The sequence below is a fragment of the Streptosporangium sp. NPDC053982 genome (assembly GCF_055585205.1).
Map to the genome: position 1 here is coordinate 217133 of NZ_JBVJKQ010000013.1, position 18978 is coordinate 236110.

Annotated in this window: 19 protein-coding genes; 9 read left to right on the top strand and 10 right to left on the bottom strand. The window is 72.7% G+C overall.

Annotated features, from left to right (window positions below):
• A partial coding sequence (locus ACZ6W9_RS24895) for a WD40 repeat domain-containing protein (protein ID WP_470119876.1) occupies window positions 1–1019 on the top strand: 1019 nt, incomplete at its 5' end.
• A 77-nt stretch (window positions 1020–1096) separates the two neighbouring features.
• On the opposite strand, the gene ACZ6W9_RS24900 is transcribed toward ACZ6W9_RS24895, so the two are convergent.
• Window positions 1097–2455, bottom strand: a complete 1359-nt coding sequence (locus tag ACZ6W9_RS24900; protein ID WP_470119878.1) for an RNA polymerase sigma factor — start codon at window positions 2453–2455, stop codon at window positions 1097–1099.
• The gene (locus ACZ6W9_RS24905; protein ID WP_389957427.1) at window positions 2452–2823 is read right to left on the bottom strand and encodes a YciI family protein; all 372 of its coding nucleotides are present in this window, start codon (window positions 2821–2823) and stop codon (window positions 2452–2454) included. The genes ACZ6W9_RS24900 and ACZ6W9_RS24905 overlap by 4 nt, the downstream gene beginning before the upstream one ends.
• Window positions 2824–3058: 235 nt before the next feature.
• Here ACZ6W9_RS24905 and ACZ6W9_RS24910 point away from each other — a divergent pair, with 235 nt between their 5' ends.
• Complete coding sequence (locus tag ACZ6W9_RS24910) at window positions 3059–4552, top strand: MFS transporter (protein ID WP_470119880.1); 1494 nt, start codon at window positions 3059–3061, stop codon at window positions 4550–4552.
• Between the two features lie 32 nt (window positions 4553–4584).
• Window positions 4585–4740 (top strand): hypothetical protein, encoded by a 156-nt coding sequence (locus ACZ6W9_RS24915; RefSeq protein WP_389957422.1) that lies wholly within the window; start codon window positions 4585–4587, stop codon window positions 4738–4740.
• 16 nt (window positions 4741–4756) lie between these two features.
• Here ACZ6W9_RS24915 and ACZ6W9_RS24920 read toward each other — a convergent pair whose 3' ends face one another.
• Entirely contained in the window at window positions 4757–5176 is a 420-nt protein-coding gene (locus ACZ6W9_RS24920; protein ID WP_470119882.1) for an SgcJ/EcaC family oxidoreductase, read from the bottom strand.
• Between the two features lie 291 nt (window positions 5177–5467).
• On the opposite strand from ACZ6W9_RS24920, the gene ACZ6W9_RS24925 reads away from it, so the two are divergent.
• On the top strand, window positions 5468–6889 hold the full coding sequence (locus ACZ6W9_RS24925) for a hypothetical protein (RefSeq protein WP_389957416.1): 1422 nt from the start codon (window positions 5468–5470) through the stop codon (window positions 6887–6889).
• Between the two features lie 62 nt (window positions 6890–6951).
• Here the strand turns inward: ACZ6W9_RS24925 and ACZ6W9_RS24930 are convergent, their stop codons facing one another.
• Entirely contained in the window at window positions 6952–9738 is a 2787-nt protein-coding gene (locus ACZ6W9_RS24930; protein ID WP_470119884.1) for a helix-turn-helix transcriptional regulator, read from the bottom strand.
• A gap of 143 nt (window positions 9739–9881) precedes the next feature.
• On the opposite strand from ACZ6W9_RS24930, the gene ACZ6W9_RS24935 reads away from it, so the two are divergent.
• Window positions 9882–10424: a TetR/AcrR family transcriptional regulator gene (locus ACZ6W9_RS24935; protein WP_470119886.1), complete on the top strand. Its 543-nt coding sequence runs from the start codon at window positions 9882–9884 to the stop codon at window positions 10422–10424.
• A 119-nt stretch (window positions 10425–10543) separates the two neighbouring features.
• Window positions 10544–10729: a hypothetical protein gene (locus ACZ6W9_RS24940; RefSeq protein ID WP_389957407.1), complete on the top strand. Its 186-nt coding sequence runs from the start codon at window positions 10544–10546 to the stop codon at window positions 10727–10729.
• A gap of 57 nt (window positions 10730–10786) precedes the next feature.
• Here ACZ6W9_RS24940 and thrS read toward each other — a convergent pair whose 3' ends face one another.
• From thrS to ACZ6W9_RS24955, 3 genes are all read right to left on the bottom strand, one after another.
• Window positions 10787–12196, bottom strand: coding sequence for a threonine--tRNA ligase (thrS, locus tag ACZ6W9_RS24945; protein WP_470119888.1), 1410 nt, complete (start codon window positions 12194–12196; stop codon window positions 10787–10789).
• A 68-nt stretch (window positions 12197–12264) separates the two neighbouring features.
• Window positions 12265–12855, bottom strand: coding sequence for a TetR/AcrR family transcriptional regulator (locus tag ACZ6W9_RS24950; RefSeq protein ID WP_389957401.1), 591 nt, complete (start codon window positions 12853–12855; stop codon window positions 12265–12267).
• Between the two features lies 1 nt (window position 12856).
• A complete protein-coding gene (locus tag ACZ6W9_RS24955; protein ID WP_389957398.1) occupies window positions 12857–13246 on the bottom strand; it encodes a hypothetical protein in 390 nt (129 codons plus the stop codon).
• A gap of 217 nt (window positions 13247–13463) precedes the next feature.
• Between ACZ6W9_RS24955 and ACZ6W9_RS24960 the strand changes: the two genes are divergently transcribed.
• Window positions 13464–14750: an alpha/beta hydrolase family protein gene (locus tag ACZ6W9_RS24960; protein WP_470119983.1), complete on the top strand. Its 1287-nt coding sequence runs from the start codon at window positions 13464–13466 to the stop codon at window positions 14748–14750.
• Window positions 14751–14905: 155 nt separating this feature from the next.
• Here ACZ6W9_RS24960 and ACZ6W9_RS24965 read toward each other — a convergent pair whose 3' ends face one another.
• Window positions 14906–15490 (bottom strand): TetR/AcrR family transcriptional regulator, encoded by a 585-nt coding sequence (locus ACZ6W9_RS24965; RefSeq protein ID WP_389957395.1) that lies wholly within the window; start codon window positions 15488–15490, stop codon window positions 14906–14908.
• A gap of 89 nt (window positions 15491–15579) precedes the next feature.
• Between ACZ6W9_RS24965 and ACZ6W9_RS24970 the strand changes: the two genes are divergently transcribed.
• Window positions 15580–15951: a DUF4267 domain-containing protein gene (locus ACZ6W9_RS24970; protein ID WP_389957392.1), complete on the top strand. Its 372-nt coding sequence runs from the start codon at window positions 15580–15582 to the stop codon at window positions 15949–15951.
• A 44-nt stretch (window positions 15952–15995) separates the two neighbouring features.
• Here the strand turns inward: ACZ6W9_RS24970 and ACZ6W9_RS24975 are convergent, their stop codons facing one another.
• Window positions 15996–16412: a VOC family protein gene (locus ACZ6W9_RS24975; RefSeq protein ID WP_389957389.1), complete on the bottom strand. Its 417-nt coding sequence runs from the start codon at window positions 16410–16412 to the stop codon at window positions 15996–15998.
• 241 nt (window positions 16413–16653) lie between these two features.
• On the opposite strand from ACZ6W9_RS24975, the gene ACZ6W9_RS24980 reads away from it, so the two are divergent.
• On the top strand, window positions 16654–17199 hold the full coding sequence (locus ACZ6W9_RS24980; protein WP_389957386.1) for a hemerythrin domain-containing protein: 546 nt from the start codon (window positions 16654–16656) through the stop codon (window positions 17197–17199).
• 6 nt (window positions 17200–17205) lie between these two features.
• On the opposite strand, the gene ACZ6W9_RS24985 is transcribed toward ACZ6W9_RS24980, so the two are convergent.
• A complete protein-coding gene (locus tag ACZ6W9_RS24985; protein ID WP_470119892.1) occupies window positions 17206–18948 on the bottom strand; it encodes a hypothetical protein in 1743 nt (580 codons plus the stop codon).
• Between the last annotated feature and the right edge of the window lie 30 nt (window positions 18949–18978).

Here is an 18978-nt window from a genome sequence, read left to right on the forward strand (position 1 = left end):
GTGCCCCTTTCACCGGCGATACCGGCCCGGTGTACTCGGTGGCGTTCAGGCCGGACGGTGAACGCCTGGCTTCCGCCGGCGCCGATGGCACGGTGCGGGTCTGGGACGCGGTCACCCACAGGCAGATCGGTGTCCCCTTCACCGGCCACACCAGCTTGGTGTACTCGGTGGTGTTCGGTCCGGACGGTGAACGTCTGGCTTCCGTCGGAGTCGAGGACACGGTGCGGGTCTGGGACGCGGTCACCCACAGGCAGATCGGCGCCCCTTTCACCGGCCACACCGGCTGGGTGAACTCGGTGGTGTTCGGTCCGGGTCGTGAACGTCTGGCTTCCGCCGGAGACGACGGGACGGTGCGGATCTGGGACGTGGCCACCGGCAAGAAGGTCGGCGCCCCTTTCACCGGCCACACCGGCCCGGTGTACTCGGTGGTGTTCAGCTGGGATGGTGAACGTCTGGCTTCCGCCGGAGCCGACAGGACGGTGCGGATCTGGGACGCGGCCACCGGCAGGCAGATCGGCGCTCCTCTCGCAGGCCACACCGGCCCGGTGCGCTCAGTGGCGTTCAGTCCGAACGGTGAACGCCTGGCCTCCGCCGGAGTCGATGGCACGGTTCGGGTCTGGGACGCGGCCACCGGCAGGCGGATCGGTGCCCCTTTCACCGGCCACACCGGCTCGGTGCGCTCGGTGGCGTTCAGTCCGAACGGTGAACGTCTGGCCTCCGCCGGAGACGACGGGGCGGTTCGGGTCTGGGACGTGGCCACCGGCAGGCGGATCGGTGCCCCTTTCACCGGCCACACCGGCTCGGTGCGCTCGGTGGCGTTCAGCCCGGACGGTGAACGTCTGGCCTCCGCCGGCGCCGATGGCACGGTGCGGATCTGGAACGTCGGGATACCGTACGACCTTCAGAGCCTCCTGCGGGCCGCGTGCGGTATCGCGGTTCGGCCGTTCGCCCCCGAAGAGTGGCGGCGATACATCCCCGGCGAGCCGTACCGTCAGCCCAACTGCCCGGTCACTCGATGAGGTCAGCCGCTCCCGCCCGCCGTACCGGACCCGCCATGGCCGAGGCGGGAGGTCGATCGGAAGAGGAACGTTCGGGGCTACGGTCGCAGGCGGGCGGCGCGGGACTCCAGGTGGCGTTGTTCGGCGATGCTGGCGGTGGCCTTCGCCGCGCGCCGGTAGTGCTCGTACGCCCCGGCCGCGTCACCGGTCTTCTCCAGCAGGTGAGCCCGTACGGACAGCAGCCGGTGGTGCCCGGCCATCCGCTCGTCGCCGTCCAGGGCGGCCAGCAGGTCCAGCCCGGCCGCCGGGCCCTCGACCTCGGCGAGCGCGATCGCGCGGTTGAGGGTGACCATCGGGTTGGGCGCGATCCGTTCCAGGATCAGGTAGAGCGCGTGGACCTGCCGCCAGTCGGTCTCCGCGGCCGTGACCGCGGCGGCGTGCGTGGCGGCGATGGCGGCCTGCAGTCGGTACGGCCCCAGCTCCGGGCCGGCCAGCGACGCCTTGACCAGATCGAGGCCCTCGTCGATCATCCCGCGGTCCCAGCGCGTACGGTCCTGCTCGTCCAGCGGCACCAGGTCGCCGGTCGCGGTCGTGCGCGCCGTACGGCGGGCGTGGGTCAGCAGCATCAGCGCGAGCAGCCCGGTCACCTCGCCGTCGCCGGGGAGCTGCGCGTGCACCATCCTGGTCAGCCGGATCGCCTCGTGCGCGAGGTCGGCGCGGTGCAGCTCGCTGCCCGAGGAGGCGGTGTAGCCCTCGTTGAAGATCAGGTAGAGCACGTGCAGGACGACGCGGAGCCGTTCCTCACGCTCCGGACCGGCCGGCAGGCCGAAACCGGAGCCGTCCGGGCCTGAGCCGGAGCCGGAGCCAACGCCGGAGGCGGTGCCGGTGCCGGTGCCGGAATCCGAGCCGCCCGGACCTGAGCCGGAGGCGACGCCGGAGCCGCCCGGCGGGCCGAACGAGGCGCCCGCGGCCCTGATGCGCTGCTTGGCCCGGCTGATCCTGGCCGCCATCGTGGCCTCCGGCACCAGGAACGCGCGGGCGATCTCGGCGGTGGTCAGGCCGCCGACCGCCCGCAGCGTCAGGGCGGTCTGGGAGGCCGGGGTCAGCGTCGGGTGGCAGCACAGGAACAGCAGGACGAGCGTGTCGTCGGTGTCCGGCACGTCCTCCGGGACCACCTCGGCGGCGGCCGTCGCCGTCTCCCGCTCGCGGCGGGCGTGCTCGCTGCGGATCTGGTCGATGAGCCGCCGGGACGCGACGGTCACCAGCCAGCCGCGCGGATTGTCCGGCACCCCCTCGGCCGGCCACTGCACCGTGGCGGCGAGGAGGGCCTCCTGCACGGCGTCCTCGCACTCCTCGAACCGGCCGTGCCGGCGGATCAGAGCGCCGAGGACCTGCGGCGTGAGTTCACGCAGCAGGTCCTCGATGGGCAGCGGGTCCTCGGTGGATGGCGACGTCACATCTCCGATTGTCCATCGGCGAACATCACCTGGCGCACCTCGACCCCCAGGCCCTCGATCGCGGCGTCCGGGATCTGCGCCGCCAGCTCGATCGCCCGCTCCTTGCTCTCGCAGTCGACGAAGTAGAAGCCGCCGAGGTACTCCTTCGCCTCCAGGAAGGGGCCGTCGGTCACCACCGGCTGGCCGTTGCGCACGGACACGACGGCGGCCTGCGACGGGTCGACGAGCGCCTGCGTGGTGATCAGCTCACCGGACTCCTTCAGCATCTCCATGAACCTCCCGTGGCCTTCGCCGATCGCGGCCTTCTCCTCGTCGGTCAGCGCGTCCAGCACGGCCGGGTTGATGTGCATGCTGATCAGGAACTTCATCTGGCACTCCTCGTGGTTCACGGGCCCGTCCGGGTCCTTCGCCGGTCGGTCGGAGCCGTCGCCGTCGTCTTGACATCCCCACCGGAACTTTCTCAGAAGATTTTCGCCGCCCCGCGCCGGCGGTGCCGGAAACCGCCTGCCGGCGGTGCCGGAAACCGCCTGCCGTACGGATGTCAAGAAACCCCCCGCCGCTCCGACCAGGCGGCGAGACGTCGAGAGGACAGGGGTTTTCGATATGAGAGTCGACCGGACATGGCTGGGGCTGGCGCTCCTCACACTGCCGACGCTGCTCGTCGCGGTGGACACGACGGCGCTGCTTCTCGCGCTCCCGCGGCTGAGCGCCGACCTGGGGGCCACGAACGTCCAGCAGCTGTGGATCAGCGACGGCTACGGGTTCATGGTCGCCGGGCTGGTCATCACGATGGGCACGCTCGGCGACCGGATCGGACGGCGGCGGCTGCTGCTGGTCGGCGCGGCGGCGTTCGCGACGCTGTCGGTCGTGGCGGCCTTCGCGACCGGCCCGCTGACGCTGATCGTCGTACGGGCGCTGTTGGGCGTCGCCGGGGCGACCCTGGCTCCGTCCACGCTCGCCCTGATCACCGATATGTTCCGTGATGAGCGGCGGCGCGGGAAGGCCATCGCGATCTGGGCGACCTGCCAGTTCACCGGCGGCGCTCTCGGGCCCGTGCTCGCCGGGTTCCTGCTCCAGCGCTTCTGGTGGGGATCGGTGTTCCTGATCGCCGTGCCGGCGATGGCGATGCTGCTGTTCGCCGGGCCGTTCCTGCTGCCGGAGTTCCGTGACGACCGGGCCGGGCGGCTCGATCTCGTGAGCGCCGGACTGTCGCTCGTGGCGGTGCTCGCGATGGTCTACGGGGTCAAGCAGCTGACCGTCGAGGGCGTGTCGGTCGTGCCGGCGGTGGTCCTCGTCGCCGGCGCGGCCGTCGGGGCCGTGTTCGTACGGCGGCAGCTGCGCCTCGCGACGCCGCTGCTGGACCTGCGGCTGTTCCGCAACCGCCCGTTCACGGCCGTGATCGTCGGGCTGGTCCTCGCCGGTGTCGCCATGGCCGGCACGGGCCTGATGGTGACCCAGTACCTGCAGGGTGTGCTGGGCTTCTCGCCGTTCGCGTCGGCGGTGTTGTTCGCGCCGATGGGCCTGGGCGTGGCGGCCGGCACCATGACCGCGCCGATGCTGGTCCGGTGGATGAGGCCGGCGACCGCGATCGCGGGCGGGCTGGCGGTGTCGGCGCTGGGCGGTCTGCTGCTGGCCGTGGTCGGCGGTCCGTACGCCCTGCCGCTGGCGATGACCGGCATCACTGTGCTGGCACTCGGCGCCGGACCGCTGTTCGCGCTGGGCACCGGGCTGGTCCTCGGGTCCGTGCCGCCGGAGCGCGCCGGTTCGGCGGCGTCGATGTCGGAGACCGGCAACTACCTCGGCGGCTCGCTCGGGTTCGCGCTGCTCGGCGTGGTGGCCGCGGTGGTCTACCGCGGCCGGATGGGCGGCACGTCCGACTCGCTGGCCGCCGCGCTCGTGGCCGCCGGACGCCTTCCGGCCGGGCGGGGCGCGGAGCTGCTGGCCGCCGCGCGGGAGGCGTTCACCGCGAGCCTGCACGTCGTCGGCGTCATCGCCGCGGTCCTCTTCGCCGGGCTGGCCGTACTGGTCCTGACGATGCGCCCGGTGGACGGGGCCGTCCCGGCGGCGCTCCCCGAGTACGAGGAGGCCCGCCCGTAGGGGCCGGTGTCGCGGTGCGGTGTCCGGCGCCGGTGCCGCGAACCGCAGGCGGTCCGGCCTTCCTGCCGCTGGACGCCGTCGCCCGACGCGCGGGTCTCTCCTCGGCGACGAACCTCCGCAGGCGCTTCCTCAACGCCCTGGGCACGACGCCGGGCGCCTGCCGCCGGGCGTTCCGGGCCGCGGAGTGACCGTCCGGGCGAGTCGTCACGTGTCGAGGACCTCGGTGTTCTGGCAGGCGGTCAGGAGCCAGCGGCCGTCCTCCTTGGACATGACGTACATCGGGCTGCCCGCGTTCCCGACCGGTTCGCCGCCGGGCGTGAGGTAGCGCTGGCGTATTTTGACCGCGGCGACGTCGGGCCGGATGAACAGCACGTGCTCCACCTCGTACGTGGGCGTGACGTCCGTCATCGCGCCGGGGAGCACCTTGTGGGTGAACTCCGAGATCTCGTCGCGGCCGAAGAGCCGTCTGCCGTGGGCCGTCGTCCAGACGGCGTCGTGCCGGAAGAGGTCGGCGAACTCCCCGGGGAGCATGTTCCGCTGGGAGTGCTGGACGGCGGCGACCACCCGCCTGATCGCCTCGATCTCGGTCTCATGGGTGTGCTCGTCGATGTGCTCCGCGTTCATGCGGACCACGGTGCCGCCTCAACCTGACTTGAGGTCAATCCGTCCCGCCCGCCGGAGCCGAGCCGTCCGGGCGGAGCGGTGCGCGGCGGGGTTCAGTCGGCGGCGTGCAGTCAGATGACTCAAGCCACCAGACCTTCGGAGCCTCATCGTCGGAGACGTCAGAACGGGGTGCCCGGGGAGAGAACCGGGCCCTCCTCGACCCGGGAGAGGATCGAGTTGTTTCCAACGACCAAGAAGGTTCGCTCCGGCATCGGCGAGGAACGCGGGCGTTCTTCGCACCGTTTCCGGCCGATGGCCCTGCCTTCGCGGGTGCGCCTGCTGGCCGTCACGACGGTGACGTTCGGCGCGGTGATGACGTCGAGCGCCCTCGGCGGCGCCGCCTCCGCCGACCCCGCTCCGGCGGGAGCGAACCGGACCGTCACGGCTACCCCCGATCCGGGCGCGGCCCAGGCCAGGAAGAAGATGGAGACCGCCCTGGCCTCGCAGAAGGAGATGGAGACCCGCGCGGAGAGCAGGGAGCGCTGGGCGAAGGAGCACGGCATCATCGGGATGTCCGCCGACAGCGCCGGGCATGTCACGGCGGTCGTGCCGCGGACGGCTTCGGCCCGCGAGCTGACCGAGGTCAGGACCGCCGCCGAGGCGAGGCGCACGTCCTCCGGCGGCACGCCGAACGCACCGGCCGTGAAGGCGCCGAACACGCCGGACGCCTCGAACGCGCCGGACACGCCGAGCGGGCTGGACGCGCCGAGCGCGCCGATCACCGTGAAGCGCAGCACCCTCACCGCGGCCGACATCAAGGCCACGGCGGACAGGCTCATGGCCTTCCACGCCGAGCATCCGCGGTACGGGATCAGTTTCCGGTTCGACGCGGCCGAGGACGCGACCGTGGTCACCGGAGACCTGCCCGACGCCCTCGCCGCGGAGCTGAGGAGGACGGCGGGCAGGCTCGTTCTGCGTACGGCCCCCGGCACCGTCGTCAAGGAGGACGTGGGCCACTACTCGCCCGCCGCCTCCCTCCGCCTCATGGAGGGCGTGGGAAGGGTTCAGGATCGGGGCCCGTGGCATTTCGGCGGGGCGAGGATCTACGCCAGTGACGGCTCCGTCTGCTCCAGCGGGTTCTCGATGGACGCCGACCCGGGGAGCGACGCCACGTACTCGACGACCGCCGGGCACTGCGGGTGGATCGGCGCGAACTGGCTCTCGGGCGGCTACGAGTACGGCACGGCCGTCTACCGGGTCGACTATCCCCGGGACGACGTGCTGAAGCTCGACTGCTGCGCCGAGAACTACGGCGACCGGATCTGGACCAGCCCGACCACCACCAGGAAGGTCTCATGGGCGTGGGACCCGGGACTCGGCTACAACACCCCCGACGGGGGCAGCGGCATCTGCGTCTCCGGCGGCGTCACCGGTGACGAGCGCTGCTTCGCGAAGATCACCAACACGAGCGCGACCGTCTGCTTCGCGAACCACGGCGGGTGCACCCAGAACCTGCTGGCGTACGAGCGGGCGAACGGAGAGCAGATGACCTGGTCCGGCGACTCCGGGTCTCCCGTCTACTCCCTCATCAGCGACGGCAGCGCCGAGATGCACGGAACGCACGTCGGGCTGGAGCGTTACGCCTACGGGGGCGGCGCCGAGAAGTACGTCCACTACGCGGTGAAGTACTCGACCATCAGATACAACTTCGGTGGGTCCGTCAGGAACTGGTGACCGGCCGGGCCGGTGCGGCCACCGTGCGGTGGCCGCACCCGGCCCGCCCTCCGCCTCCGTTCTCAGAGCGCGTCCCCGAGCCTGCCCAGGGCGTCGCGCAGGGCGGCGCGGGAGGTGACGCCGAGCTTGGGGAAGATCCGGTAGAGATGGGAGCCGACGGTGCGCGGCGACAGGTGCATCCGTTCGCCGATCTCCTTGTTCGTCAGCCCGGCGGCGGCGAGGTCGGCGATCCGGCGTTCCTGCCAGGTCAGAGCGGTCGGGTGCGGCGACGCGGAGCCGGCGGGTACCCCCGAGGCCCGCAGTTCGGCTCGGGCCCGCCCGGCCCAGCCCGCGGCGCCGAGCCGTTCGAAGGTCTCGGCGGCGCGAGCCAGGAGGGGCCGGGCCGCCCCGGGCCCCCGGGTGTGCCGGCGCCGCACGCCGTGGGCGAGGCGGATACGGGCCAGCTCGAAAGGGAACCCGGCGCCCGCCGGGTCGGCCTCGGCCCTGCCGTACATGTCCTCCGCCTCCTTCTCGTCGGCGGTCGTCATGGCCAGGGCGCCATAGGTGATCAGCGCCAGCCGGGGCGAGACGCCGGGCAGACCCGCGTCGAGCGCGGCCAGGGCGTGCCGGCGGGCCTGCTCCAGACGACCCGTGCGCACCGCCGCCTCGACCAGGTCGAGCAGTGTGCGCGAGGCCTGGTGCGCGTAGCGCTCGAACGATCCCGGCGGCGTGATGCCGATGGCATGGAGGTAGGCGGCCTCGTAGTCTCCCTCGCTCAGCGCCGCCGCCGTGCCGACGGCGTCCGCGATCTGCGTCAGGAACCCGACTCCGCGCGGTCTGGCCCAGGCGTCCGTGACGGCCTGCAGCTCCCGTGCGCGTTCCACCCGGCCGCGCAGTGCCGAGAGGAGCCCCAGGTACGCGCGCGTATGGTGGGCGAACAGCGCGTACCCGCAGGAGGTGGTCAGCTCCAGCGCCCGCTGTCCCGTGCGTTCGGCCTCGTCCCACTCGCCGACGGCCAGCTGATCGAGCATGATCAGGTGCAGCATGGTCATGCCGTTCGCCACGGCACCGGTCTCCACCTCGCGGTCTACGGCACGCCGCAGGTGAGGGCGGTATCGGCTCAGCGTGTCGACGTGGTAGGCGGCGACCGCCAGGCGTGAGACGTCCCACGGCTCCAGGCCCTGCACGTCGGTGAACGCCCGCTCGACGCGCTCGTGCACGCCCGTGCCGTACCGGACCACGTCGCTCCACGCGTCGCGGTAGATCGCCGAACGCGGATCGACGCGGTCTCCCAGGGAGTCCAGTAACCGCCCGGTACGGTCCCACAGCGTGGCGTCGCTCGCGTACTGGCTGATGGCCAGGAGCAGGTTCACCAGCCGGGCGAGCGTCTCGGCGGACCCGCGGCCGTCACGGGGGTCCGCGCGCGGGCTCCCATGCGGGGCCTGACGCAGGTCCTCGATCGCCGCCGCGACCCGGCGGTGCGCCCACCGTACGTCGCCGTCCTCGTAGAGGGCCGCGTACGCCGAGGTGACGACCGTGGCGGGGGAGTCGGCCCCGCCCGGCGCGGGGTCCGCACGGAGGAGTTCCCGCGCCTGGTCCAGGAGCGCGGCGTGTCCGGCGATGAACGCGGCGTCACCGAGCCGCCTGGACCGATCGGCGGGGTTCTCGCTCAGCTCGGCCGCACGGGTCAGCCAGGCCACGGCCGTCACCGCGCCGCCCCGCCGGGTCGCGGAGCCGGCCGCCGCCTCCAACGCGGCGGCCACCTCCTCGTCGGGGTCCACCTGCGAGGCCGCCAGATGGTAGGCGCGCCGCTCGACGTCGTCGCGGTGCACCCGCGCGAGGTGCGCGTGCGCCGCGCGGCGCTGGTCGGGGGTCGCGAGCCCCACGACGGTCGAACGGACCAGCGGGTGCCGGAAGACGACCTCGCCGGTGAGGGGGTCGGTGTCCAGCAGGCCGGCCGCGACCGCCTCGTCGGTGCCGCGCATGCGGTACCGCGCGCCGGCCGGGCGGTTTCCGCCCGGTCCCGCCCCGGCGCCGTCGAGGGCGCCCCGCAGCAGCTCCTCGCGTACGGTGGCGCCGAGCCGTTCGATGCGCACGCCGTAGACGTGCTGGAGCCGGCGGGACGGCAGGAGACCGCCGGCCCCCGGCGGCTCCCCGGCCGTACGGCGCGCGTGGTCGCCGCCCAGGTGGGAGGGGAGCTCGAGGAGGGCGAGCGGATTGCCCATGGACTGGTTCAGGACGACGCGCCGGGTTCGTGGGTCGAGCCGCGGGTGGCGCGCGTCCAGCAGCCGTTCGGCGGCCTCGCCGGAAAGGGCCGCCACCGGGAGCTCGGGAAGCGCGGCCGTGTCGAACCGCGAACCGACATCGGACCGTACCGCGATCAGCATCTTCACCGGGACGCCGGTGAGCCGGCGTCCCACGAACCCGCACACCTCGATGCTGGAGGCGTCCAGCCACTGGCCGTCGTCGAGCAACAGTAGTAACGGTCTTTCCTCCGTCGCCAGGGCCAGCAGGTCGAGTACGGCGATGCCGAGCGACATGACCGACGGCGTCCTCCCCTCGCACAGGCCGAAGGCCACGTCGAAGACGGCGCGACGCCCCTCGCCGAGTCCGGGCAGGCGGGGCAGGAGCGGGTGGAGGAGCTGGTGCAGGCCGGCATGGGGCAACTCCGACTCCGCCTCGACCCCCGCGGCGCGGATCACCTCGTGTCCGGGGGTCGCGAGGCCGGCCACATGGTCGAGCAGGGCGCTCTTGCCGACCCCGGTCTCGCCCCTGAGAACGAGGGCCCGCCCCTCGGCGGCCGTCACGAACGCGGACAGCCGCTCCCGCTCGTCATTCCGGTCCACCATCGTCTGGATGAGCGATTCCACGACTCTCCCGCGCTCGGCGCCGTCACGACGGACGATGACATGTCTTCATGATGTGCGTCAGTTATGTGACAGTTAAATCTATATTCTTCATCATGAAGAGGCATAAGGAAAGTCATGTGCCACACCGCGGGTAGGTTGTGGAAATGAGAGTAGACGCGACACGCAACCTGGAGCGCGTCCTGAGCACGGGTGCCCGTCTGCTGGCCGACGACCCCTCGGTGAGCATGGCCGCCATCGCCGCCGGGGCGGGAGTCGATCGCCGTACGGTCTACCGGCGTTTCGCATCCCGCGAGGAACTGCTGGCCGCCGTGTACCAGGCGCGGTACGACGCGGTCGAGGAGGTCGTCGACGCCGCCAGGCTGCGGGAGGCCCCCGTCGCCGTCGCGTTGCACCGGTACGTCGAGGGAGTCATCGCGGTCAACCGCAGATGGCCCGTGGAAACGAGTCGGCTGCTCGCGGAGGAGACGCTCCGCGAGCGTCGCAGGCGGCTGATCGACGAAGTCGACCGCTTCCTGCGGCGTGCCACCGATGAGGGCCTCCTGCGATCCGACCTGCCGCCCGGCTGGTTGGCCGCGGTCCTGCCGTCGCTGATGCTGCACGCCGCGGAGAATCTGCCCGAACTGAGCGCCGCGCAGGCCGCCGACGTGGTCGTCGACACGCTGCTGCGGGGCGCCGGAATCTCATAGCGGGTCAGTGCGCGGCGCGCTGGAACCAGGTCACCTGCGCCCCGTTGCCGAACGACTCCCGCCCGACGGGGGTGAAGAGCGTGGGGTCGAACCCACTCACCGGGAGGGTGCGCGCGGACATGGACGCGAACGTCTCCTACCGCCTGAAGCGGGGCCTGCCGGGCGACGCGAACTCGGTCAGGCTCCTCATGCCGGCGCTCAACCGGCTGATCGTGGAGACGCTGACGCTCCCGGAGCCGTTCGCCCCCGAGGAAGTGGACGAGCTGGTGGTCAAGGCGGTCGAGCGCAGCCTCGCCGTCACCTGACCCCCGGGAGCGGCCCGGCGATCCACGGGGGCGTCTTCCGTACGGTCTCCGTACGGCTCAGCCCGCGGTCAGACCGGCCCGCCCGCCCGCACCCGCCACCCCGGCCCCGGCCTCGGTGCCGGTGCCGGTGTCGGTGTCGGTGTCCCACAGGGCGGTGCCGTGGGACTCGACGAGGGCGTGGATGCGGGCCAGCGCCTCGGCGGCCGGCAGGCCCTCCAGCCGTCGTCCGTCCCGCAGCCGCAGGGCGACCTGGCCGGCGGCTGCCTCCCGGGCGCCGATGACGACGTGGTAGGGCGCCAGGCGGGCCTGCCGTACGCGGGCGCCCAGGCTGCCGTGCTCCGGCCCGGCGACCTCGGCCCGCAGCCCGAGCCCGGTGCAGCGGCCGGCGAGCGCGGCGGCGTCCGGCAGTTCGGCGTCGGACACCGGGAGGACCACCACCTGGACGGGGGCGAGCCAGGCGGGGAAGGCGCCGCCGTGGTGCTCGATGAGGTGCGCCACGGCGCGTTCCACGCTGCCGATGATGCTGCGGTGGACCATCACCGGCCGGTGCCTGGCGCCGTCCGCGCCGACGTAGTGCAGGCCGAACCGTTCGGGCTGGTGGAAGTCGACCTGGACGGTGGACAGGGTGGACTCGCGGCCGGCGGCGTCGGCGACCTGGACGTCGATCTTGGGACCGTAGAACGCGGCCTCGCCCTCGGCCGCCTCGTACGGCAGACCGGAGCGGTCGAGGACCTCGGTCAGCAGCTCGGTGGAGCGCCGCCACAGCTCGGGGGCGGCGACGTACTTCCCGCCGGGGCCGGGCAGGGAGAGCCGGTAGCGGGCCGGGACGATCCCCATCGCCCGGTGCGCCCGGCGGATCATCTCCAGCGCGGTCCCCGCCTCGTCGGCGACCTGCTCCAGGGTGCAGAAGATGTGCGCGTCGTTGAGCTGGATGGCCCGGACGCGGGTCAGCCCGCCGAGCACGCCCGACAGCTCCGAGCGGTACATGCCGCCCAGCTCGGCCATGCGCAGAGGCAGCTCGCGGTGGCTGCGCGAACGGGAACGGAAGATCAGCGCGTGGTGCGGGCACAGGCTCGGCCGCAGGACGAACCGCTCACCGCCCAGGTCCATGGGCGGGAACATGTCGTCGCTGTAGTGCGACCAGTGCCCGGAGATCTCGTACAGCTCCCGTTTGCCCAGCACCGGCGAGTACACGTGCCGGTAGCCGGCTCTCCGTTCGGCCTCGCGGATGTACTCCTCCAGCGCGTGCCGTACGGCGGCGCCGTCCGGCAGCCAGTACGGCAGGCCCGCGCCGATCAGCGGGTCGGTGTCGAACAGGCCGAGCTCGCGGCCGAGTCTGCGGTGGTCGTGCATGGCGGTCTCCTCGTGGATGCGGTCCCGGGAGGCGAGTGACCGCGAAGACCGAGAAGCCCCGGGGCATTCGCCCCGGGGCTTCGGATCAAGACATCTGTCAGCGCGCCGGGACACTCTCCGGCGTCGTCGTCATGGCGGCACGCTGCATACGGAAAACGGTAGCAGAGTGACATCCCCGGCCCCTAGCCTTCAGGCGCACGGGTCGCCCGGTCGAACAGCTCGACGAGCTCGTCCGCGCAGAGGCCGGGATCGAGGCCGTCGACGACCCGCTCGGCCATCGTGTCGATGGACGCGCGAAGGGCCGCCCCCATCACGGTGCAGTCGAACGCCCGGAAGGCCCCCGTACGCTGCCCGTCCGCGAACAGCGCCGTCAGCCTGGCTGTCGCGGCGTCCCGCTCCCCGCCCCCGACGGGGGCCTGGTTGAAGGCGATCTGCTGCACCGCGCGCACGTGCCCCGGGTGGCGGGCGACGAAGGCGATGTTCGACCTGATGAACGCCTCCAGCTGGGCGCGGGCCCCGCGCGCCGCCTCCAGCGCCGGGCGCATGAAGGCCGCGGCATCGGCGACGACCTGCTGGACGACGGCCTCCAGCAGCCGGTCCTTGCTGGAGAAGTGGTAGGTGATCAGTCTCTTGCTGCTGAGCCCGGCGTGCTCGCAGATGGCTTCGAACGTGGTCTCCGCGTAGCCGCGCTCGGCGAGCACGGCGATCGCGGCCGAGGCGATCTGGGCTCTGCGCGCCTCGGTGGCCGCCTGACGAGTCCCGGGGCTTCTCATGTCACCCGAGCTTGCCACCCTTGGGGTACGCCTCACGCACGGAGCGCCGGTTGACGATGAGCGCGACGGCGGCGACCAGGACGCCGACCACTCCTTGCTCCGCCTTCATCCACACCGGATAGCCGCTGTCGGGTGCGAGCAGGATGAGCAGGATCCCGATGGGCGCGGCGACGCTGACGAAGCGGATGCGCACGTACGCGGATCTCCTCCCGCGTTCGGCCTGCCCGGTCAGGGCGACGAGCCAGACGGACGCCGCGGCCACGGCCGCCCCGCGCAGCCACACCACCCAGTTGCCGCCGACGACGGCGGACACACCGAGCGTCGCGACCGAGATGACGAGGACGGCGACGAAGATCGCCCGGACGGGGGTCCATGTCGATTTCTTATCCATGCGAATAAATTTATCCGTACGGATAATCTATGGCAAGCCTCATCGTGGCCCGCGCACGGCCGCCGTCGCCGGGGAGGCCGGGCCGCACCCCTGACGAAGGTGGGGGAAGGGGGCCTGCCGATCGGCCGATGTGGCGGGGTGGTCCCGGCTTCTACCTTCGATCCCGTCCCCCCGAGGGGCTCTCCCTTTCACCCCGTAGAACGGAGTTCCCGTGGTCATGCCCGTGCGCCGCGCCGCCGCCCTGACGCTCTCCCTGTCGGCCGCCGCCGCCCTCACCGCCGTCGCCGCTTCGCCGTCCGACGCCGCGTCGTCATCGGGTGCCGCGCCGGCCGCCGCCGTGGAGCTGCGGCTTCCCGCGCCCAGCGGCCCGTACGCGGTCGGCCGGGACGTCCTGCACCTCGTGGACGACACCCGCACCGACCCGTGGGTGCCGTCGGCGGGCGCGCGGCGGCTCATGGTGTCGGTGTACTACCCGGCCAGGACCGCCGGGGACGGCGCTGCGGCGCCGTACATGACGACCGAGGAAGCCCGGCTGCTGCTGAAGGCCCAGGGGCGGGACAAACTGCTCGCGCCCGAGGTGCTCGCCGGGACCCGGACGAACGCGCGGACCGGTGCCCGCCCCGCCGGGGGCAGGCACCCGCTGGTGCTGGTCTCGCCGGGCTTCTCGCTGAACCGCGCCACGCTCACCGTGCTCTCCGAGGACCTGGCCTCGCGCGGCTACGTCGTCGCGCTCGTCGACCACGCCTACGAGTCGTTCGGCACGACCTTCCCGGACGGCCGGACCCTCACCTGCGTGGCCTGCGAGACCGTCGAGGGCGCGCCGGCGGACGGGGCCGAGAAGGGGATGATGGCCAGGGTCGCGACCGGCAGGGCGACCGACCTCTCCTTCGTCCTGGACGCGCTGACCGGCCGCCGCGCGTCCGCGGCGGCTCAGACGTCCACAGCGGCTCAGGCGTCCACGACGGCTCAGGCGGCGACGGCGGGCGACCGTACGGCGGGCCACCGGCCCGCATGGAAGCGGTCGGGGATGATCGACACGAGGCGGATCGGGGCGGTGGGCCACTCCATCGGGGGCAACGCCGCGGCGAGCCTCATGGCGGGCGACCGGCGGGTCCGCGCCGGGGTGAACATGGACGGCACGTTCTTCGCGCCCGTCCCCGGCTCCGGGCTCGGAGGCCGGCCCTTCATGATGCTCGGCACCGCCGCCGGGCACTCACCCGGCTCCGAGGACGTCTCCTGGTCCCGCGACTGGGCACGTCTCGACGGCTGGAAGCGCTGGCTGACCGTGAAGGACACCGGCCACTTCTCCTTCATCGACATCCCGGTCCTGGGCCGGCAGCTCGGGGTGACCGACCCCGAGGCGCCGCTGCCCGGCGACCGGTCGGCGGAGATCACCACCTCCTACGTGGGCGCATTCTTCGACCGGCACCTGCGCGGGAAGGCCCAGCCGCTGCTCGACGGGCCGACCCCTGCCACCCCCGAGCTGACCTTCCACAACCCCTGACCATCGGGGCCGGTACGGCGGGCGGTCGGAAACGGATCGGCGGGAGGCCGGCGCCGGTGCGATGGGCGCGAGCAGGCCGGCGGGGCCGGCGCCGGTACGGCGGGCGTGGGCGGATCGGCGGCGAGATCGGCGTCGGTGTGGCGGGTGCGGGCGGGTCAGCGGGAGAAGCGGTCGAGCAGGAGCGCCATCCGGAGGTCGTGGTGCTCGCTCCGGAACCTGCCGTCGCGCATGAGCGTGACGAGGCCGTGCAGCCCACCCCAGAAGACCTCGGTGAGCGTCTCCAGGTCGGCTTCCGTCTCGTCCTCCCGCAGCAGAGGCCGTACGGCCTCGCGCAGCTCGCCGAAGGCCTCCTTCAGGGCGGGCGGGGCCTCGTCGGTGGCGAACGGCAGATCCACGGCGTGCGTGAACATCACGTCGTACAGCGCGGGCCGCCGTTCGGCGAATCCGGTGTACACGGCGCCAACGGCGGCGAGGGCCTGCCGGGGGCCGGCCGCCGCCGTACGGGCCGTGCGGAGCTCGGCGGCGAGGTCGGCGCAGCCCTCGATCGCGACCGCCGCCATGATGGCGCCCTTCCCCTTGAAGTGGCTGTAGAGGACCGGCTGGCTGTACTCGATCTCCTGGGCGAGGCGGCGCGTGGTCACCGCGTCCCAGCCCTCCGACTCGGCCAGCTCCCGGGCGGCCCGGATGATCAGCCGCTCCCGCTCCGCTCGTTCGCGCTCCCGGCGCGTCTGGATCGACATGGTCCTCATTCTAGCGCCGCTAGCGGAACTGTCGAAGCTATGCTAGCTTCACTCTTGTTCCTAGCGGTGCTAGATAAAAAGGAGGGGCAATGCTCGCCCCCATCGCCTACGGGCTCGCCGTCGTGCTCAACCTGTTCATCATCTTCATCGGCGCGCGGTTCCTGCTGTCCCCCCGGCCCTCCGCCGCCGGCTACGGCGTCCCCGCCAAGGAGAACGGGGACGCCGTCTACCTGACCATCAAGGGCCAGCGCGACTTCGTCTACGGCATCCTCGGCCTCGCGCTGCTGATCTTCGTGGGCGCCCGCGCCGAAGCCTGGTACATGCTCGTCGTCGCGCTGTTGCCCCTTACGGACACCCTCATCGTCCTGCGCAACGGCGGCACGAAGGCGGTCGCCTTCGGCATCCACTTCGCCACCGCCGTGGTCGTCCTGATCAACGCCGCCCTGCTGTTCGCCGTCTGATCCCCCGCACCCGCCCGATCCCCGGGTTCCGTCCGCCGGGCCGCTCAGCAGACACAGAACTCATTGCCCTCGGGATCGGCCATGATCACGTGATGGCCGGGGAACTCGTGCAGCGCCGTGCCGCCGGCCGCCGTCAGCCGTTCGACCTCCTCGACGACCCTGGCCCACCGCTCCTCGGGACCGCCCGTCCCGGCCACCCGGACGTCGATGTGCAGCCGGTTCTTGGCCGTCTTCGGCTCGGGAACCTCCAGGAACACCAGGCGGGGGCCGACCCCGGCCGGATCGTGCAGCCAGGCCCCGCCCTCCGCGGTGTCGGAGGGGTCGAAGTGCTTCACCCACTCGTCCCTGGTCGTGAACGGCGCGGGCGGCGGCTCGTCCTCGTATCCCAGCGCCAGCTTCCAGAACCCGCCCAGCCTGCCCGCATCCGAGCAGTCCATCGTCAGGTCGATCCTGCGTGCCATACGGCCTCCTTCGTCCGGAAGGCAAGACCGTACCGGAGGGGCGCGACGGTTCCGGGGCCGCGGAGGTTCTTCCCCGGCGTTCCCGCGACGTCGCCGCCGTCGCCGTCTTCGAGGAGTCGTCCCCTCCGGGCGGCGGTTGACGATGCGCCGCCGGGATGGTGGAATCTCGGCTCAGCGTCGCAGTGCACCCGGTGAAGAGACCGCCGTGGGCATGGAGGCGCCGAATCATGGGACGACATCCATGACCGCATCCGACCAGCCGGGTGACCGCCTCGCGGCGTTCGGCAACCAGCTCGTCGAAGTCCACCTTCAGCTCCGCGAGGAGCTCGACCGGATCCGCGAGGATCTCGACTCCCACCTCGACGGCGGCGAACGCCCGCGCACGCTGTGGGCGCACTGCATGACCTTCTGCTCCGCGCTGACCAGGCACCACACCGGTGAGGACGGCGGCGCGTTCCCCGTCCTCGCCGAACGGTTCCCCGAACTGCGCCCCGTGATCGAGCAGCTGGAGCACGACCACCTGATGGTCACCGGGATCCTGTCGCGGGTGGAGGAACTGCTCGGCGGCCTCACACCGCGTACCGGAATGACCGGCATGACCGATACGGAGGACGCGGATGATACGGCCGGTGCGCGGGCCGTACGGGACGAACTGGACGGCCTGAGCGCCATCTTGGAGTCGCACTTCCGCTACGAGGAGAAGAAGATCGTCGAGGCCCTCAACTCCCTGGACCTCCCGGAGTGGAAGGGCTCGCCGCCCGCCTTCCTCCGGGTCCGCGGAGACTGAACGGGATCACCCGCGGCGCCTCCGCCGCACGCGCAGCCGTTTCGACGGCGGGGAACCGGGTGCGGACGGGGACGGCTCCGCGGATGCGTCCTCGTCCGGGGAGCCGGGGACGGCGATCCCCCCGGCCGCCGGGGCGAGGGCTTCGTGGACCTTGTTGTAGGAGGGGTCGAAAGCCGGTGCCTCGGCCGTGTCCCGGGCTTCGGCCGCGGTCCAGGTTCCGTCCCCGGTCCCGTTTCCGGGCTCGTCTCCGGTCCCACTCCCGCTCCGGGATCCGATCTCGTCTCCGAGTCCGGACTCGGTTCCCGACCTGACCACCGGTCCGTTCCGGATTCCCGTTCCGGACTCGGTCCCGGCTACGGACTCGGTCCTGGCCATGGACTCGGGCTCGGCTCTGGCCAGGGGTTCGGCGCCGGTCGCGACAGGCCGGGGTTCGGCTCCGGCCGGGCGCCGTGCCTCGGGTTCGGGCCGGGGCGCTCTGCGGGGGCGGCCGGTCCTGGAGGTCCCCGCCGGCACGGCCGGGGTGGAGACGCTGCGGCGGATGAGGTCGAGGTCGAGGCCGAAGAGAGGGCGCGCCGCGCTCGAGGCGGGGGCGCGGCCCGGCGCGGTGTCGCGGACGGGAGCGGCGGAGGAGGAAGAGGTGCTCGCGGAACGGCCGGCGGAAGAAAAAGAGGAACGGCCAGTGGAGGAGGAGGCGGTCCCGGAGGAACAGCCGGCGGAGGAGGACCGGTCGGTGGCGGAAGCGGTGGGGGAGTCGAGGCCGGGCCACGGAGAAGCGGGCGCGGTGCGGCGGCCGGCGGGGGAGCGGGACGGGGACGCGGCCCCGCCGTACGGGCCGCCACCCATGAGGCCGGTGGACATCAGACCGGGGTAGAGGAACGGGAGGAGATACCGGCCATCGGCGTCCGGCACGCCGGAGGCGGCATCGCCTGCGGACCATTCCGCGCCCGACCGCTCCTCGGTGATCACATCGTCGGCGGCGGCGACGTGATCGGCCAGCTCGGCGAGCGTGGTCGTCGCCGGGCGCCGCGCGTCGAGGGCGTCACGGCGGTCCTGCCCGGCGCTGACGAGTCCACCGGCGGCGTCGGCGGTGACGGCCGTGGACAGCGCGATGTCGTTCAGGGTCCGCTCGCCGATGTGCGCGACGGTCAGCCGGGCGAGCCGCAGCCGGGCGGAGGCGAGCGCCAGGGTCGAGGCGTCGCCGGTCATGGTGGCGGCCAGCAGATGGCCCAGCTGCGCGATCGTGAGCCGTACGGTGGCCTCGATCGTGTGCTTGGTGTTCCGGACGCGCACCCCGGCGTCGTTGATCGCTATGGCGGTGCCGACCAGCCGGGTGACCAGCTCGGCCTCACGCCCGCCCACCACCCTGGCGACGTGTTCGGCGAAGGCGGCGTGGGCCGCGCCGTCCCACGTCCGTTCGCTCTTCCCGCCGCTCCGGAGGGGGCCGGACCCGCTCCCGGCGGCGGTTCCAGGACCGGCTCCGGCCTCCGCGTCGATCTGACGGCCGGGCCCGGTGCCGAGGGTCATCCGGCGGTCGGGTCCGTCGCCCGAGACGATCTGGCGGTCGGGTCCGTCGTCCGGGGTGATCCGGCGGTCGGCTCCCGGTCCCGCGACGATCCGGTGGGCGGCGTCGATGCAGGCGTCGGCGAGGCGGAAGCACCGTTCCTCGTCGCCTTCGGGCCAGTACCGTCCGACCATCCAGCCGACGTAGGGTCCGGCCCAGCCGGGGATCGGTGTTCCGTCGAGCCCCACCGCCGATCACACCCCGGCGCCGGCGCCGCG

Excerpts from the sequence above, each read along its gene's own strand:
- ACZ6W9_RS24905 (WP_389957427.1), bottom strand. The coding sequence starts at position 2,823 with ATGAAGTTCCTGATCAGCATGCACATCAACCCGGCCGTGCTGGACGCG.
- ACZ6W9_RS24910 (WP_470119880.1), top strand. The coding sequence starts at position 3,059 with ATGAGAGTCGACCGGACATGGCTGGGGCTGGCGCTCCTCACACTGCCG.
- ACZ6W9_RS24920 (WP_470119882.1), bottom strand. The coding sequence starts at position 5,176 with ATGAACGCGGAGCACATCGACGAGCACACCCATGAGACCGAGATCGAG.
- ACZ6W9_RS24925 (WP_389957416.1), top strand. The coding sequence starts at position 5,468 with ATGGCCCTGCCTTCGCGGGTGCGCCTGCTGGCCGTCACGACGGTGACG.
- ACZ6W9_RS24935 (WP_470119886.1), top strand. The coding sequence starts at position 9,882 with ATGAGAGTAGACGCGACACGCAACCTGGAGCGCGTCCTGAGCACGGGT.
- ACZ6W9_RS24940 (WP_389957407.1), top strand. The coding sequence starts at position 10,544 with ATGGACGCGAACGTCTCCTACCGCCTGAAGCGGGGCCTGCCGGGCGAC.
- ACZ6W9_RS24950 (WP_389957401.1), bottom strand. The coding sequence starts at position 12,855 with ATGAGAAGCCCCGGGACTCGTCAGGCGGCCACCGAGGCGCGCAGAGCC.
- ACZ6W9_RS24955 (WP_389957398.1), bottom strand. The coding sequence starts at position 13,246 with ATGGATAAGAAATCGACATGGACCCCCGTCCGGGCGATCTTCGTCGCC.
- ACZ6W9_RS24960 (WP_470119983.1), top strand. The coding sequence starts at position 13,464 with ATGCCCGTGCGCCGCGCCGCCGCCCTGACGCTCTCCCTGTCGGCCGCC.
- ACZ6W9_RS24965 (WP_389957395.1), bottom strand. The coding sequence starts at position 15,490 with ATGTCGATCCAGACGCGCCGGGAGCGCGAACGAGCGGAGCGGGAGCGG.
- ACZ6W9_RS24970 (WP_389957392.1), top strand. The coding sequence starts at position 15,580 with ATGCTCGCCCCCATCGCCTACGGGCTCGCCGTCGTGCTCAACCTGTTC.
- ACZ6W9_RS24975 (WP_389957389.1), bottom strand. The coding sequence starts at position 16,412 with ATGGCACGCAGGATCGACCTGACGATGGACTGCTCGGATGCGGGCAGG.
- ACZ6W9_RS24980 (WP_389957386.1), top strand. The coding sequence starts at position 16,654 with ATGACCGCATCCGACCAGCCGGGTGACCGCCTCGCGGCGTTCGGCAAC.